Below are 18,529 nucleotides of genomic sequence, written 5' to 3'. Positions count from 1 at the left end.
TTTATTTGCCAAGCAGATTGTAGATCACTTGTGCGCTTTCAGCGCGGGTCATCAGCTCTTTGGGAGCAAACTTATGATCGGCTTTTCCTTGCACTAACCCCAGCTCTGCAGCGGCATTTACATAAGAGCCCGCCCAGGCACTGATGCCGGAAGCATCTGCAAACCGGGTTGTCCCGGAGGCCACCTCAACCTTCTTACCTTGTTTGACTTCCAGCGCACGAATAACCATAACGGCCATTTCCTCGCGGCTGATGGCAGCATTTGGCGCAAAGCTCTCTTGGCTTCGTCCGGTCACAATTCCCCGGCTAACTGCTGTTGCCACGTACGAAGAGTACCAGGCATCAGGCTTCACATCAGCGAATGCAGCCTGACCTTCCACAGTCACACCAAGCGCACGAACCAGCAGTGCGGTAAATTCCGCGCGGCTGACATTGCTCTTTGGTTTGAATTCGGAAGAGGTAACACCCGTAACGATTTGTTTGGCGCTAAGCGATTTAATCGCCGCTGCCGCCCAATTGGCTGCCGGAACATCCTTAAATGTCTTGTCGAGCTCAAGTGCCGCATATTTGCTGAAATGCGTAACTTGTGCCGTAATGACATTCCCGTTCAAGGTTCCACCCGCATATGCCACACTTCCGCTATCGCCCAGAACATAGATACCGAGCAGATCTTTATCCGGATTGCCGGTAATTTTGAAAGCAAGCGTAACCGGCGCTTTAAAGGTCGTAACCGGAATACGGGTGCCGTCTTTTTTGACAATATGCAGTGTAAACTCATATACATCCGATGCAGCGGTCACTCTGGTATCCTGAAGCTTCAGCCCGGCCAGGAAGGTGTCTGCCGCATTGCCTTGAAGCGGACTGGTTGCGAACAGAATGTGCGCACCCTCCCCCTCAGTCCCGGACAAGCTTCCTAGAATCCCGCTCAGCACTGCACTAGGCAGGGTTACAGAAATGCCGCCCATATGAAGCACCAAATCATTTGTTCCGAGGACGCCCGCTGCCTGAATCGGTATGAGCACTGATTGCTTGCCTGCAGCAACCTGCACTTCCACCTTGCCATCCTTGCCGTTTTTCAAACTGTCTACCCCAATGCTTTGCGGATCTGCAGTTGTTGTTGGCGTTGGTGCTGGTGTCGGTGTCGGAGTGGGTACAGGTCCCGGCGTTCCATCAGATACCACCGCCAGAATAACGGTTCCTCCCTCATCTCTGCCCGGGAGCTCAAGCGTTACTTTCCGGTCGGATGATACGGCATAGGTTCTGCCGCTGTACTCATCTATTACAGAAGCAAATGCTGTGTACGGCACTGGAATACTTGCAGTTACAGCCTTCGTGCTGGTGTTGATGAGCGTCACAATATTTTGGGAACCGTACTGCTTGTCAAAAGCCAAATATCCTAGTTCATCCGAACCTGCCAGCTTCGTACGTGTACCCTTAGCATATACCGCAGAGTATTTGGCACGGATATTCAGCAGCTTCTGATAGTGGTCGTGAAGACCCTGCTCAGCAGTAAGCTGATCCCACGGCATATCCGAACGGTTTTCGCTGAATTCTCCCTTCGACATGTCTCCGGCATTTCTGCCTGAACGTCCGAGTTCTTCACCATAGTAAATAACTGGCTGTCCTTTAGCTGTAATCTGCAGAGCGGCAGCGATTTTCAGCTTGCCTTTGTCCCCGTCCACATAGTCAGACAGGAAGCCGTTCTCGTCATGGCTGCTCAAGAACTGAGCCATCATCCGGGTATTGTCAATCTTCGATTCACGGTCCTGAAGGTAAGCATCCACATCACTGATTTTGCCGTTCGTGAAATCTCTCGCCGCATTCTTGAAGCCGAAATCCAGCAAGCCGTCCATTTGCCCGGTTTGCAGCATGCCGCCATCGCTGTCAATGGTGCCTCCGTAGTATTCACCGACCAGTTTGAAGTCGGGATCAATTGCTGTCAGCGCATTTTTGAATGCTTTCCATGTCGTATCTTCCACATGCTTAATGGTATCCACACGGAAATAGTCGATGGTATCGCCACGCGCTGTCCGTGCGTTGTCCAGCCAGCCCGTTTGCCACTCAATAATTTTCGCACGAACTGCAGGATCTTCCGTTTTGAAGTCCGGCAAGCCGGCAAGCTCTCCCTTGATCGGGTCAGTATCGGCCGATATACCGTCCGTACGGAGCATGCCCTCAAAGCGCGCTTTATCCTCTGCGGTAACGGCCGGATAGTTATCCTCTGCTTCCAAACCATAGCCTGCATGATTCAGCACAACGTCAACCATGATTTTGATACCCTTGTCATGTGCCTTCTCAATCAGTTCGCGGAAGGTCGCCATATCGCCAAGATGTTCATCCAGTTGGGTGAAATCCTTGGCCCAGTATCCATGGTAAGCATGCTGCGTACCGCCGAAATCAACCCCCTTATTGAAATCAATGTTGTCGACAATCGGCGAAATCCAGAGCGTGTTGATCCCCAGCTGTTGAAGGTAGTCCAGACTGTTGATCATCCCGCGGAAGTCTCCGCCGTGGTAGGCTTCAAGATGTGTTTTATCGACGTTCTCATTGTTGGTGAGGTCACCATCCTTGAAGCGGTCGGTCAGGGCAAAATAGATCCGTGCCTCATCCCAATCGAAATCCAGCTTGGCTCCCGTATAGGTTCTGGCTTTCACTTCAATGGAGGTGCTGCCTTTATGCGTATTTCCGTACTGGTCAATAAGCGTGACCGGAATGGTTTTGATGCCCGCGGCTACGGTATCCTTCACCGCAATGGTCTGTTTCATGAGCCCGGTATCGAGCTTCACTTCGCTTGGACCCCCAATGGCAGTCAGATCCATGAATCCATGCGTATAGGTTACAGCTTCTTCGGAGGCTGCACTGACAGTCACAATGGCATTTTCACTCGATGTGACAGCTTCCGGTTGAACTTTTGCACTGACTGTAACGTCTGGACGATGATATACGGCAACCGATTCACCGTTCACCGTATTTTTCGGATCGGTGAGTTCTTCAGTAACTCCATCCTTAGTGATCAGGAAGGTATACTTATACGTTCCTTCTTCCACACCAGTCAGTTGATAACTGAACCACTCACTCGACGGATCATACACCATCGGGTATTCTTTGCCGTTTACTTTCACTTTGACCTCGCTGATAGATTCCATGTTGCCGCTGCGGAAAAGCTCGTCATCACGGTACTTGAAGGTAATCGTTCCGTCCTTCATGACCGGACCGCTAATAACCGGCTTGATGTCAAGCTCCTTCACCATACTGGTCACAATGACCTTGGTGAAATTTTCACCCGGGGTAAGCGGAATAACACGGTCATCCGGGTAGTCTTGTTTGCCCGTATTCCAGTCCGTTCCTTTGCGCAGTACGAAACCCACGCTTGTGGCATTTGGCGCCACCTCAATCAGAACACTGGCTTTACCATCCTTAAACGTTGTGAAATCAATTTGATCATTTATAACTCCAGTGTTCCATATCCAGAGATTCCAATCCGTATAATCCTTGTCGTCACGGACATAGGTCAATTGGACATAACGTTTGCTATCCACCGGCTCTTTCGTTACCTTCACGGTTACCTTCGTTGTTTTTCCGCCATAGGTAATGGTAAGGTTGGCTGTTCCAGCCTTGAGCCCCTTTACGAGACCTTTGCTTGTAACGGCAGCCACTTCCGGTTTATCGGAAATATAGGTGGCAGTATTCGTAACCGACCGTTTGCTGCCGTCATCATATTTAGCATATACAACCGATTGATGTGTGCTGCCAATTTGCAGTGAGTAGCTGCTGCTGTCCGTTTCCAGAGAACTCAGCACAGCTGCTGCGGCATCCATCTTGATAATTACAGCAGTCAACGGCTGCAGTTCAATGGACGTAGCCGTTAATGCAAAACCGGACTGGGCTGCAGCAGGGATAACTTCAGTACCCGCTTCGTCATCATCGGCCAGTACGCTGCCGCCTGTTAAATCCTCGGAAAGTGTCAGCGTTCGGGATACATTGTCGCCATTCATGAACACATAATAGATGCCGGTGCCATCAGTGGCCTTGTTCTTGTACCCGATCACAAGACCGGTCTCCTTCATTTCCGGCGCCGGAATCAGGCTGACATTAGAATCCACCAGACTCATGTCGCCCAGACGGAATGCATCTGTAGACTTTCTCAGCTTAATGAGGCCTGAGGTATAATCTTTGGTCATGTTCTGCACCGGGAAGTTCACTTCATCGGTTACCTTGGACCAATCGAACATGTTGACCGCATCCGATGAATCATAGGAATCATGAATGAAATACCCGAATGAATTATTGTTTGCGTCCTTTAGCTCTGTAGCTTTTTGCTCAGGAATAGTATCTGCCTTCCACTGCTTGGTGCGTCCATACTCCTGGCCTGCCTGCAGGAAGGAGGTACCCTGGGAAGTGAATATCAGCATGTTACCGAGCCTGATCCGCTTCTGTATTTCCAGCTCGTTCCCGGGAATTGCCGGATCTTTCTTGATGGACTGCGCAATTACATCATGCAGTGTCAGATTGTCATGGGCTTCAATGTACGGCACGATATCCCCCGGATCATCCGCCGGGATATTGGACGGCTGGCCTTTAATATTGTCCAGTATCGTCTCAATGGAACGTGCCCCGCCCGTAATAAACCTCGGTTCACCTTCCGAACCATAACCTGATTTCAATTCATTGCGGAATTCATCGGAGAATACGCCGACACTATCCGTCTTATTCATCCAATCCTGATCCGCGCCTTTACCTGCAAGAGAAGGATCGGAAGCAGCTCCGCCGAACGTTTTCCAGCCCTCGCCGATGAACAGCGCCTGCGGGTTAATGGCTGCTGCGGCATCATAGGCAGCCTGCACAGCATCTGCCGTGGCATCTCCCATCATGTCCCAGCGCATGCCGTCGATTTTGTATTCACTGAACCAGTACTTGACGGAATCCACCATCAGCTTCTCCGCCATCTTATGGTTTGTCGCCAGGTTGTTGCCGAAACCGCCGATAAAGTTGCCGTTTGCATCCTGGAACGCATAATAATTAGGCACGATATCGTTCAAGAATTCCTTCTTCGCCATATGGGTATAGACAACATCCAGAACGACGCCCATCCCGGCCTCATGCACTGCGTCGATAAGCCCTTTAAGCTCCTTGATCCGCAGTTCTGGATCGGCAGGATTCTGTGAATATGCGCCATCCGGGGAGAAGTAGCTATGCGGATCATATCCCCAGTTGTACTGATTATTTTGCGCTGAATATTCACTTTCTCTTTGTCCCATCTTCGTCTCGTCGCCGTTATACCATGCCATTACAGGCATCAGCTGAATATGGGTTACGCCCAAAGATTTAATATAATCCAGCTTCTTCTCAAAAGCGGCATAGGTGCCCCAGCGTTCGCCGCCCAGACTGCTTTCGATTGAAATATCCGACGTGAAATCACGGACATGGACTTCATAGATGACGGCATCCTCGCGTTGTTCATAACCGGCGATATCTGCCTCATGGAAGTTAGCCGGATTGGTCCGGCTCAGGTCAACGATGGCCGCTTTACCCACTGTATCTCCGCCAGCGCCCGCAGCACCTGTGGTATCCACAGTGAACACAGCCATGGACTTGGCGTACGGATCAAGCACCTGCTTCATAACCCCGTCATTGGTAACTTCATATTGATAATAGTATCCGCTTACATCTGACTCCCCGGGAGCGCCTGTTAAATCAGATGCCTTCAGCTTCGCAGACCAAACGCCTTGTTCGCCCTTAGTCAGACTGATATGGCCGACAAGCTTAGTTGCATCACTCTTATCGTACACATTTGCCACAACAGAACTGGCCACAGGAGCCCATAACTTGAGCGTGGCCGATTTCTCAGCCGCATTATATTCAGCCCCAAGGTCGTCCCCTGTATAATTGTACATTTCATCGATCATTCTCCAGCCGCCGGAAGCAGACACCGTTTTACCGGAAAAAGATACACTCAGCGGCGTTTTACCCAGGTCAAAAGCTGCTGTATCCACCTCAATGGAAGTCGGGCTCTTAATGGTTACTGCATTTACCGGGACAGCTGTACCTTCTTTGTCCTTGACGGTAATTCCAGCTTTTAATGCAGCAGCATCTAAACCGTCGGTTAAGGTGAAGCCCAGAAGGATTTTGCTGGTCGATAGTACTTCAGCCGACACGAGTCCTACCGGTTGTTCCCCGAACGGAGAAACATAGACATTGTTATCCCCTTCTTTTACCCACAGCTGATTGTAACGGTCCAGCAGGCTGAAAGCTTTATCGCCGCCGTCCTTGTCCTCGTTTGTCGGGTTAACGATAAGGAAGCCAATTTTCTTGGCATTTTCTTTCAGCGGAATATCGATATACGCACCGAAGCGGTCCACATTCTCAGGGAGAAACGGAGCAGCATCCGACGGCCAGTTAACCGGTGCTGTTGCGACATCATCCCACAGCCATAAACCGTACTGGCTTTGATGATTGTCGCCTCTCATGTAATGAATCCGGACGGTATTCGCAGGAATTACTGCCGGCTCATACGGCGTCACCTGATCCGAACCTTCCTTGATCCAGATTTCATTCGCTTGCGGAGTATTGATTGTGAACAGCTTGTCGCCGCCGTCTTTGGCCTGATTGTTGCGGTTGACGACTAAGAAGGAGACTTTTTTGGCTCCTGCCTTAAGCGGCACGTCAGTATACGCCCCATAAGAATCAGTTTGACCTTCAGGGAATGGTGTGGCACCCGCAGGCCACCCGGAGGAAGGTGCAGCTACATCATCCCAGAGCCATAAACCCTGATCCGTATAATCACCGGCTGTACGTTGGTAGTGAACCCGCATATGCCCATCGGGTACAGGGGCATTGTTACCCGGAACAACCGGAGCCGTAAATTTGGCACTGACAGCATGATCCGCCGCGTTGTATTTGAAGGTGACCGGCAGATCCGCTGGCAGATTCAAGGCCTGTTCATGCTCAGGATAAGACTTATCCTCCTGCGGGGTTGCTCCCGGCACAAAGACGCTGTACGAATAGTCGCCTTTAGGAAGATCAGCCGTCCGCTCATATACATTATCAAAGTTCGGATCGGACAATGTCGTCTTCGCGTCGGCTGGCGAGGAATCGCCCGCATCGCCAAGCTCACTTTGCAGAGTACCCACCAGCCGCGGCAGTCTGTTGTCTGCTATTGGCGAGTAATACGTCGAGTCGGCAATTTTTTGGGTAATCTCGTTGAAATAGAAGGTAACCGTTGTTTCAGCAGCCAATGTAATCACGATGTTGCCGCCGTCATCGGTTCCTTCAGTATGGGTATAACTGCTGTATCCATAGCTTTCGTCCCAGGTGCCGTTAAGGGCTACCTTGTACTTATAGGTCCCTGCCGGCAGCGTGCCTGTAAAGACATAAGTACCATTGTTTGTGTAGGTCATCTGAGTGACTGTTGCATCTGGTGACCAGTCTTCCACTTGCCCTGAACCAGCAGACAATTCTGACTGGAGGTCGCCTACAAGCACAACTTTGGATGTGGCTGCATCCACTTTTGCCGTGTACCCTGTAAAGTAAGAGCACACAAGAATAAGGATCATACTGATGGCAAAAGCCTTTTTACCCCATAAAGCCAATTTCATTCCTTCAATCCCCCCATATTTGCATTCGATTCCTGAACAGAGATAACACTGATTTCTTATTCCTTGATCCAACATTTCATGCTTCTAAAGCCTGATGGAATGACACCCCCTTATAGATTTCAATTTTGAATTCATTGCGCAAACGTTTGCAAAAATAACAAACCTACACATTCACTGCAAACTTTATTTTGTGCAGCAGACATGTTGCACAAAATAAGCGCTTGTAAGCGCTTTTATACCTTGTTTAACATACTAATCTTAGTCTCAACTTGTTGTCAACCAAAAAAATAAATTGCTAAATCACCCGTCAGCCGGGACAGAAAGTTCATACTAATAGGCCTGCAGTAATGCCATTTATTGCACAGATTTGCATCATCAATAATAGAATAAACATATGTAGCGTAAGACTTTTAAAGAAAAACCGTTTGCGCATTGTATGACTTTACATTTCAGCTTACCCGGCAGCATTTTTACATCATATACAAATATTTTTTATATTTTTCCATTTCATTTGTGGAAATGTGCAAATTTAAAGCGAAGGTTCTAGCCCTTATTCCCAAATCGGCTCTAAAGGGCTTTTAGAAAGACTTTGTCTATTTACAATTTACAGCACTTCGATTAATATTACTTTGTAAAGCAAACGGTTCCATGAGGAGGTTTCTATGACAGTTACCATCAAGGACGTGGCTAAGAAAGCGGGAGTTTCTCCCTCCACTGTATCCCGGGTGTTGTCAGGTCATCCCAGAATCAGCCTAGAAACTTCCCGCAAGGTCAAAGTGATTATGGAGGAAATGGGCTACACTCCGAATATGATGGCTAAAAGCCTCGTTTCGAAGACCACTAACAGCATTTGCATCATCTTACCGAAACCGGCTGAGGAGCTGTTCTCCAATCTGTTTTTTATGGAATTAATCAGAGGGATTGTGACTCAATCGAGCCGATCCGGTTATGATGTGTTGATTAGCTCCGGAGCAAACGAAAAGGAAGAGCTTGAGGCTGTTTCCCGCCTATTGAAGGGCCGCCGTGTTGATGGCGTTATTCTGCTGTATTCACGCAAAGATGATGCGGTTATTGATTTTCTGGAATCAGGCGGCTACCCCTTCGTGCTTGTTGGGCGAAGCGACCGCTATGAGGATATTTTATCCGTGGATAATGATAATGTCATGGCCGCTTACGACGCTACAAACCACCTAATCTCCATGGGACATGAACGCATTGGTTTTGTCAGCGGACCGCCTAACCTCATCGTTTCACGCGACCGCCTCGAAGGATACCGCAAAGCCATGCTGAACAGTGGCCTGGAGATGCGTACAGAGTGGATTGTAGAGGGCGAGTTTCTGCAGGACAGCGGATATAGGGCGATGTCATTTTTCATGAATCTCCCGAACCGTCCAACAGCACTTGTTGCAGTGGACGATATGGTCTCTTTCGGAGTATTGCGCGGACTGAATGAACTGAAATACAAGGTTCCGGAAGATTTGGCGATTGTCAGCTTTAACAACATCCCACTATCGGAACTGTCCAGCCCGCCGATCAGCAGCATCGACATCGGAATTTATCATCTTGGCTATACGGCCTCCCAAGTGCTGATCCAAAGCATCAAGAAGCCGGGTATTCAGGCAGGATATACGAACCGTTTTGTCATTCCCCACCGCTTGATCGTTAGAGAGTCATCTATGTATGCTCCAGGGAAGAAATGATCAGGTCACAAGAATAAATGAAGCGAAAGTGCTTCATTTATTTTTTCGAACTTTGTTCAAACGTTTGCGCTACTTATAAACCGCAATATATCCGTCAAAATAGCTTACAAAACTTAAGTTTATACTTTCGAAGTGAGTTTTGTACGAAGTCGATTCAAGGAAGCTATGCTTACAAAACTTTGATGGGAAAATAACGCGGACAGACGAAGTGACTTTTACGGGTTCTTGTCCAAACGAATCGCTCCCTTGCGAGGTGACCGCTAAAAAAGGCAATAGGATGCCCGGGAGGCTTAAAAAGCTCCTTTTAAAAAGGGCTATAGGGAGGGCCCCGGCTTCTGAACGGTGTACCCGAGTCGTTGCAGTTGGCGGATTAAACGATCTTCGGAAGAAATCGCATTTCGCCCAAGTAAATAGTCGGTACCAAGCTCCCGGTAAGGATCATTCGTTCTCAAGATGTGATAGGCGATGACGAGTAATTTATGAGCGAGGGCAACAATGGCTTTGGGTTTACCCCGCCTGCGGGCGAGGGCCCAGAACTTTGCCCCTAAAAACGTTCGGGTTTTACTGGCGGCCCAAGCGGCTTCGACGAGTGCGCTGCGAAGTGCGGAGTTGCCTTTGAGGGTAGCCGAACTTTTTTTTTACCGGCGCTTTCGTTACTGCCTGGACTGAGTCCGGCCCAGGAAGCAAGATGGGCAGCGGACGGGAACACAGACATATCGATCCCGAGTTCTGCGACGAGAATCTTGGCGGTATGGGGACCGAGACCGGGAACGCTCTGAAGGAGCTGAAGCTTCGGGAGATGAGGAGCAAAGGCGATGTCCATCTCAGCCTCCAGTTCAGCAATAGAGGATTCCAGAAAGGCCAGATGCTTCAAGGAATGGGAAATCATTTGGCGGTGGTGCTTGGTAACGCGCCCGTTCAAGGCGGCGGTCAACTCCGGAAGTTTGGCGCGAAGCTTGCCTTTAGCCAAGTCGGCGATCACGTCAGGTTCGAGGACCTCGCCATTGACAATGGCTTGAAGCATAAGGCGACCCGAAACACCAAAGAGGTCGGAGACAAAACTGGAGAGTTTGATATTAGCATCCTCAAGTACCTTGTGAATGCGATTGCGTTCGGAAGCCTCGTGGCCTTTGAGTTTTTTGCGGTAACGGGTCAAATCACGGAGGTTGCGGATCTCTTGAGGCGGCACAAAGCTGCTGCGAATGAGATCGCAGCGATGAAGCTGGGCCAGCCACTCCGCATCCTTGACGTCGGTCTTGCGTCCCTTGATATTCTTGACATGAGCCGCATTGGCGACGGTCAAGGAACAGGAATCTTGAAGGACATTGAAGACGGGTTTCCAAAAGACCCCGGTACTTTCCATCGCGACGTCGGTGCAGCCTTCGTGCTCCAGCCAATCGGCGAGGGAGAGAAGACCGGAGAGGACGGTAGGGAATTCGCGAATCTGTTTGGTGGGTTTGGTGTCTAAAGGTCCTTTGAGAAGACAGGCGACAATCGTGGCTTGATGAACATCCAGGCCGGCACAGCATTGACGAATAGCATCCAAAACAAAACATCCTTTCTTGGCAGGGCTACGGGCCGTCCGATCCAGTGAAATTTGATGGAGGTGCTCGGGGCAACAATACATTGTACTCGAAGACGGCCGTATTTCAATTTAGGAGTCGAGGTCGTACACACAATAAGTTTACCGACTTCACCTGTCCTGCTTAGTATCTGGTATGTACAGGATGCTTGTCGGTTAAACCTCAAGCCTATTTTCATAACACATTGTGCCCGCAAGGGCATTAAAATTTAGGAGGATCAACATGTCAGAAATTAAAGCCTGCCTGTTCGATTTGGACGGTGTGATCGTCGACACTGCCAAATATCATTTTATCGCCTGGAGAGAACTCGCGGAAAACCTTGGGTTTGAATTCACCGAACAGGATAATGAACGCCTTAAGGGTGTCAGCCGCGCCGCTTCACTGGATATTCTGCTGGAAATCGGCGGACTTTCGCTGGACGAGGCGGAAAAAGCCCGGCTGGCCGAGCAAAAAAACAACCGCTATGTCGAATACATCGCCAAGATGGACAGCTCGGAGATTCTGCCCGGTGCCCTGGACTTTCTGAAGGAATGCCGGGAATCCGGTATCAAAGTCGCCCTTGGCTCCGCCAGTAAAAACGCGATGACCATCTTGAATAACACCGGTCTGACACCGTATTTCGATGCGATCATCGACGGCACACATACCAGTGCGGCCAAACCTGATCCTGAAGTGTTCCTGCTGGGGGCCCAGGCACTCGCCGTATCCCCTGAGCACTGCGTAGTCTTTGAGGACGCCGAGGCCGGAATCCTCGCTGCCACCCGCGCCGGTATGCGCAGCGTAGGCATCGGTTCTCCTGCAACACTGGGAGCAGCGAACATCGTTGTGTCTTCTCTCCAGCAGATTAGCGTTGCGCATTTGCGGGAATCTTTTGCAACGGTTTGACGAACATTAACATCTATCAGCAACCCTGTGAATTGTCTTTTACCCTACTCTATTTACCTGAACTATATGTGAGAACAAAGTTACGCTGAGCAGCAGTGAAGGCGGACGGACCTTCGAAGAAGACCCTGCGTTCGTCTTTGTCCCCGGATGCTTGCCCCATACCCCCATTTCCGAGCATCCGGGGACAACAGCGATCGTAACATCCATTCGCCCGAGGGGCAGCCAGCACGTAACCTGTATAGTCGAACTCATAGTTCCATCTATATCACCCCCACCTAAAAAGGAGCCGGTAATAATGAAGCAATATCTAAAAATTGATGAATGGTCAATCATTGAAGAATCCTTCGATCCCCAGACCCAAGAAATTTCTGAGAGCGTATTTAGCATCGGAAACGGATATATGGGCGGAAGAGCCAACTTTGAAGAGCAATACAGCGGACACAGCCTGCAAGGCAGCTACATGGCCGGTGTGTATTATCCGGACAAAACCCGGGTCGGCTGGTGGAAAAACGGCTATCCGGAGTATTTTGCCAAAGTGCTGAACAGCACCAACTGGATTGGTATTAACATCGACATCGACGGCACACCGCTGGATTTGGCTACCTGCACCGTTACTGAGTTCCGCCGGGTGCTCAACATGAAGGAAGGTACACTTTCCCGCAGCTTCACCGCCACTCTTGAGGACGGCAAGGAAGTTAAGGTGGAAAGTATCCGCATCGTCAGCATGGCCCGCCGTGAGATCGGCGCGATTCGCTACTCGATCATTCCGGTGAATTTTGCCGGAAAGCTTACCGTTACCCCTTACCTTGACGGCGACATCAAGAATAAGGATGCCAACTATGACGAGAAATTCTGGAACGAAGTGGAGAAGAAAGGCGAGCCGGACGGCGGATACCTGACCCTGAAGACGAAAAAACTTGATTTTCACGTCACCTCGGCATTTACCTTTGATATTCTGGTCAATGGCGAAAAGCTTACTGCAGAAGCTGAAGTCACCGAGCAGGAGAAATATGTGGGCAGTACGGTAACTCTCCCCGTGCAAACCGGCGATCAGGTTGTCATCTATAAATATGCTGCCAATGTCACTTCCCGCAATTACGGCCTGGGACAGCTGGTTGATGCTGCGCAGACGGCACTGCAAAGTGCCCAGGAAGCCGGATTCGTCGCACTTTTGACCGAACAGGCTACTGTGTGGGGCGATAAATGGAAGGAAAGCGACATTATCATTGAAGGTGATGTGTCGGCACAGCAGGCGATCCGCTTTAACATTTTCCAGCTTAACCAGACCTACACCGGTGAAGATGACCGTCTGAACATCGGACCCAAAGGCTTTACCGGGGAAAAATACGGCGGCAGCACCTATTGGGATACAGAAGCTTACTGTGTGCCGTTCTACTTAAGTACAGCGGATTCCTCAATCGCCCGCAACCTGCTGATTTACCGTTACAAACATCTGGAAAAAGCCAAAGAAAATGCGCTTAAGCTTGGTTATAAAAAAGGTGCACTGTACCCGATGGTAACGATGAACGGTGAAGAATGCCATAATGAGTGGGAAATCACGTTCGAAGAAATTCACCGTAACGGCGCGATTGCCTATGCGATTTACAACTACGTTAATTACACCGGGGACAAAGCTTATCTCGGCCAATATGGTCTTGAAGTGCTTGTGGAAATCTCCCGCTTCTGGGAAGAACGCGTTCACTACGTGGCGCACAAGGACAAATATGTGATGCTCGGCGTAACCGGACCTAATGAATACGAGAATAACGTCAACAACAACTGGTATACAAACCGGATTGCTGCCTGGACGATGGAATACACGCTGGAAGCATTAGCATATCTGCAGGAGAACGAGGCTTCCCGGTATGAAGAGCTTGCCGATAAGCTGGAGCTGCTGGACAGCGAAACCACACAATGGAATGAAATCATCGCCAAAATGTACTATCCGGCCGATGAAGAACGCGGTATCTTCCTGCAGCAGGACGGTTTCCTCGATAAAGAGATCATTCAGGTGAAGGATGTTCTGCCAGAGAATCTGCCGCTGAATCAAAAATGGTCCTGGGACCGCATTCTGCGTTCCTGCTTCATTAAACAGGCCGATGTGCTGCAAGGTTTATATTTCCTTGGCGACCGTTACGATCTGGACACCAAGAAACGGAATTTCGACTTCTACGAGCCGATTACCGTTCATGAATCCTCCCTCTCCCCATGTATCCATGCAATTCTTGCCTGTGAGCTGGGGTATAAGGATAAGGCTTATGAAATGTACCTGCGGACTTCGAGACTGGATCTCGACAATTATAACAATGACACGGAAGACGGCTGCCATACTACAAGCATGGCGGGAACCTGGATGTCGATTGTACATGGCTTCGGCGGACTGCGCGTTCAGGAAGACCGCTTGATCCTTAAGCCTTCCAACCCGGGACACTGGACTTCGTATTCCTTCAAGATCATGTTCCGCGGCTCGCGGCTTAAAGTCATTGTTACCGATGTACAGGTTACGGTTGTTAATGAAACCGATATTCCGGCGTCCATCACGATTCACGGCAAGGAGTATACTGTGAACGGACTCAGCAGCGTCAGTGCTGAAGGCTCCACCGTCACGGCATAATTCCGGTTAATTGGCCCCGGAGGCTTCAATCTCCTTCGGGGTTGTTTTTTATATATGATGAACTCAAAATCAATTAAGCAGTAGTCACGGTTCCGTGGAAGATTTGGAGTTCCGGCCGCTGTTGTTTTCAGATTTCTATATTGAATACCCAATTTTGCGGATGAAATCTGAAAACAAAGGCGGACGCTATCGCTCCTCCACTTCCAAACTTCCCCTCCACCTTACTTGCTAATTAGGTTACAAGTTCATCTTATATAGTTTTATGGTTTCATTATAAAATCACTCAAAGGAGTCGTTTAGAATGAAAAGAGCCTTTTGGAAAGAAGCCGTAGTCTATCAAATCTACCCTCGCAGCTTCCAGGACAGCAACGGAGACGGAATCGGGGATCTGCAAGGGATTATCTCCCGCCTCGATTATTTGCAGAAGCTCGGCGTCGATGTCGTCTGGCTGTCCCCGGTCTATAAATCCCCTAACGACGACAATGGTTATGACATTAGCGATTACGAGGATATTATGGATGAGTTCGGCACTTTGAAGGACTGGGAGGAGCTTCTGGCCGGACTGCATGAACGCGGCATCAAGCTGATGATGGACCTTGTGATCAACCATTCCTCGGATGAACACGCATGGTTTGCCGAATCCCGTTCCTCCCTGGACAATCCTTACCGCGATTATTATATTTGGCGGCCCGGCGGACCGAATGGCGAACGGCCCAACAATTGGAGCTCCGTCTTCAGTGGTCCGGCCTGGGAGCTGGATGAAGCTACCGGAGAATATTATCTTCATCTGTTCTCCCGCAAGCAGCCGGATCTCAACTGGGAGAATCCGCAACTTCGCGAAGCCCTCTACAAAATGATCGCGTTCTGGCTCGACAAAGGCGTCGATGGCTTACGGATGGACGTCATTAATATGATCTCCAAGGTGGAAGGCCTGCCTTCCGCTCACAGAGAGGGGCTGGCTCCGGGAGAGCTGGCCGGTGGCGGTGAATATTTTATGAACGGCCCGCGGGTCCATGAATATTTGCAGGAAATGAACCGTGAGGTCCTCTCCAAATATGAGGTGATGACGGTTGGTGAAACTCCGGGGGCTAGTGTAGAGGATGCGATTCTGTATACAGCCGAAGACCGGCAGGAGCTGCAGATGGTGTTCCAATTTGAACATATGGATGTGGACTCCGGTCCCGGCGGCAAATGGGATGTCACCCCTTGGAGCCTCAAAGGCTTGCGCGACATTCTGCATAAATGGCAGGTTGGCTTAGCCGAACGCGGCTGGAACAGCCTGTACCTGAATAATCATGACCAGCCGCGGATGGTCTCACGGTTCGGCAATGATGGTGAATACCGTGTTCTGTCGGCCAAAATGCTGGCTACACTGCTGCATACGCTGAAAGGCACGCCCTACATCTATCAAGGCGAAGAAATCGGCATGACGAATGTGAAATTCCCTGTGCTGGAAGACTATAAGGATATCGAGATCCTGAATATGTACCGGGAAAAGGTCACGGAAGGCGGCGCGGAGCATGAGACGATTCTACAGGCCATCCACACGAAAGGCCGGGACAATGCCCGTACTCCAATGCAGTGGGATGCCTCCGCAAATGCAGGCTTCACTCAAGGCGCGCCATGGCTGAAGCTTAACCCGAACTACCCAGATATCAATGTAGAGCAGGCGCTGGCTGATCCGGATTCCGTGTTTTATTACTACCAGAAGCTGATTAGCTTGCGTAAAGAACATCAGATTATGGCTTACGGCGAATATAAACTGCTGCTGACGGAGCATGAATACATTTATGCCTATACCCGGACGTTAGACGATGAACAGTGGCTTATTCTGCTGAATTTCAGCGCTGACCCGCAGCCGGTTGATCTCCCTGCTGAGCTGGCGGCTGTAACCAGCATCATTATCGGCAATTATCCGGGAGAGCCGGATGCTGCCAGCCTTGCAACCTTGCGGCCTTATGAAGCCCGGGTCTATCAAATTCGTCTATAGCATATACCCGATTTGTGTTAACCTGTCATTAATGAGCAGAGAATAACAGGCTTGGTTGACTGGCTCATGATAGTATAAATGCAAAAGGGAGATGGCAAACGTGGAATGGCTGATCCGAATGAAAAATGCCTTGGATTATATGGAGAGCAAGATGACCGAACCCCTGCGCATAGAAGAAGTGGCTAAGGTGGCTCATGTCTCCCCTTTTCATTTCCAGCGCATGTTCGGCATGCTGACAGGGGTAACGGTGGCAGACTATATCCGCAAGCGCAGATTGACATTGGCCGCCCAGGAGCTGGCCATTTCCAAAATTAAGGTGCTGGATGTAGCGCTGAAATATGGATATGACTCCCCGGAAGCCTTCGCCAAAGCGTTCCGCAAAGCGCATGGACTGACCCCCTCCGCCGCGCGTGAACCGGGTGTACAGCTCAAAGCATTCCCCCGCCTCTCCTTCCATCTATCATTGAAGGGAGATCAGGAAATGGAATACAGAATTGTGGTGAAAGACGCATTTACCGTCATCGGCAAATCAATGGAGGTTACGACCAGGGAGGGAGAGAATTTCCGCAGAATCCCTGAGTTTTGGAATGAATGCAATGCGGACGGCACTTCGGATAAGCTGATTGAAATCGGCACAGGCAAAGATTGGCTCGGCATCTGTATGAGTATGGACATGGAGAAAGAGCTGCTGTCCTACTGGATCGGAGTGGAAGGTACGCCGGAGACGGATCCCCAAGGCTATGAAACCGCGGTGGTTCCAGCTGCAAGCTGGGCCGTATTCACCTCAGTCGGCCCCATGCCGCATGCGATTCAAAATGTGTGGCAGCGGATTTTCCAGGAGTGGTTCCCGGGTACCGGCTATGAGCATGCAGGTGGTCCGGAATTCGAGCTTTATCCACCAGGCGACCCGGATGCAGAGGATTATGTCTGTGAAGTGTGGATTCCGGTGATGAAGAAATAAGCAACTGGGCTACCCGATTAGGGTAGTCCTTTTTATTTAAACCTTGCTGGAAGCAGCCGTGTAAAGAGATTGACATCTTTTCCGTCTCCTACTCTATTATTTTTCATTTTGAGAATTGGCAATAGCTTGGTATAATAAACAGATTATATGGCTTATTCTATTATGTCATATTGTCATCCGAGATTCGGTGAAGGAGAATTTCATGTCTATCGTAAAAATCTTTTCAGACAGCACTTCCGATTTGCCGCAAGGCTGGAAGGAAACGTATGATATTGGCATCGTCCCGCTGTATGTAGTATTTCAAGACGGTACCTACAAAGATGGTGTAGATATTACACCTGAGGAAGTGTATCGTCGTGTCGCCGCAAATGGAGCACTGCCGAAGACCGCTGCACCTTCGCCCGCCGACTTCATGGCCGCTTTTGGGCCGGTCATCAGCAGCGGAGGAGACATCGTCTATATCAGTCTTTCCTCTTCTTTATCCTCTACATATCAGAATGCCCTGCTGGCTGCAGAGGAGTTTCCTGAAGGACGCGTACAAGTGGTCGACTCCCAGACGTTATGCGGAGGGATTGCGCTCCTAGTGATGAAAGCGGTTCGCGCCGCAGCCAAAGGCCACAGCAGCAGGGAAATTGTCGCTATGCTGAAGCAATGCCGCGACCGAGTGGAGACAGAATTTGTTGTAGATACACTGGATTACTTATATATGGGTGGACGTTGTTCAGGTATGCAGAATTTTATCGGCAGCCTGTTGAAGATCCGGCCTGTGCTGCGGCTGATTGACGGTGCGATTGTACCGGTGAGCAAAGTTCGCGGCAAGAAAGAGAAAGCTGTGGAACAAATGCTCCAGCATGCCCTTGCCAATGCCGGGGAAATGGATAAGGAGCTGCTCATCGTGGCCCACACACTGGGTGAAGCGGATGCCAACTTTTTGGTGGCGCAGCTGCGTGAACAGACCGATGTTGAAGAGATTGCTGTCATTCATGCCGGCTGTGTCATTGGCAGCCACTGCGGACCCGCTACAGTAGGCCTCATGTATATGCACTAACTATTGAACAGCCAAGTGGAAAATAGAAGGATAATTTATAGCGCGAAGCATATAACTTCTTATATTTTCAAAAAAACCAGCAATGCCCCGATAACCGGAGCTTGCTGGTTTTTGTTATGTCTGTGTTTAATCCAGTTCGAACATTCAATACAAA

Annotated in this window: 8 protein-coding genes; 6 read left to right on the top strand and 2 right to left on the bottom strand. The window is 49.8% G+C overall.

The features are described 5' to 3' along the window. Position 1: 1 nt before the first annotated feature. Positions 2–7,594 (bottom strand): pullulanase, encoded by a 7,593-nt coding sequence (locus NSS79_RS09485; RefSeq protein WP_342439155.1) that lies wholly within the window; start codon positions 7,592–7,594, stop codon positions 2–4. A gap of 662 nt (positions 7,595–8,256) precedes the next feature. On the opposite strand from NSS79_RS09485, the gene NSS79_RS09480 reads away from it, so the two are divergent. After that, on the top strand, positions 8,257–9,294 hold the full coding sequence (locus NSS79_RS09480) for a LacI family DNA-binding transcriptional regulator (RefSeq protein WP_076113088.1): 1,038 nt from the start codon (positions 8,257–8,259) through the stop codon (positions 9,292–9,294). A gap of 544 nt (positions 9,295–9,838) precedes the next feature. Here NSS79_RS09480 and NSS79_RS09475 read toward each other — a convergent pair. After that, on the bottom strand, positions 9,839–10,840 hold the full coding sequence (locus NSS79_RS09475) for an IS110 family transposase (RefSeq protein WP_340899475.1): 1,002 nt from the start codon (positions 10,838–10,840) through the stop codon (positions 9,839–9,841). 259 nt (positions 10,841–11,099) lie between these two features. On the opposite strand from NSS79_RS09475, the gene pgmB reads away from it, so the two are divergent. The 5 genes from pgmB to NSS79_RS09450 all read left to right on the top strand — a co-directional run bounded on the left by pgmB (position 11,100) and on the right by NSS79_RS09450 (position 18,375). Then, a complete protein-coding gene (gene pgmB / locus NSS79_RS09470) occupies positions 11,100–11,762 on the top strand; it encodes a beta-phosphoglucomutase (protein WP_342439154.1) in 663 nt (220 codons plus the stop codon). Positions 11,763–12,057: 295 nt separating this feature from the next. Continuing rightward, on the top strand, positions 12,058–14,376 hold the full coding sequence (locus NSS79_RS09465; protein WP_342439153.1) for a glycoside hydrolase family 65 protein: 2,319 nt from the start codon (positions 12,058–12,060) through the stop codon (positions 14,374–14,376). Between the two features lie 301 nt (positions 14,377–14,677). Continuing rightward, positions 14,678–16,366: an alpha-glucosidase gene (locus tag NSS79_RS09460; protein ID WP_342439152.1), complete on the top strand. Its 1,689-nt coding sequence runs from the start codon at positions 14,678–14,680 to the stop codon at positions 16,364–16,366. Between the two features lie 100 nt (positions 16,367–16,466). Beyond that, the gene (locus NSS79_RS09455) at positions 16,467–17,327 is read left to right on the top strand and encodes an AraC family transcriptional regulator (protein ID WP_342439151.1); all 861 of its coding nucleotides are present in this window, start codon (positions 16,467–16,469) and stop codon (positions 17,325–17,327) included. 202 nt (positions 17,328–17,529) lie between these two features. Then, on the top strand, positions 17,530–18,375 hold the full coding sequence (locus NSS79_RS09450) for a DegV family protein (RefSeq protein ID WP_342439150.1): 846 nt from the start codon (positions 17,530–17,532) through the stop codon (positions 18,373–18,375). Positions 18,376–18,529 lie beyond the last annotated feature (154 nt).

Origin of the sequence: Paenibacillus sp. FSL L8-0436, assembly GCF_038593025.1 — a bacterium.
GTDB lineage: Bacteria > Bacillota > Bacilli > Paenibacillales > Paenibacillaceae > Paenibacillus_AQ.
Note: the sequence above shows the minus strand (reverse complement) of the source record. Positions and strands in the feature narration are given on the sequence as shown.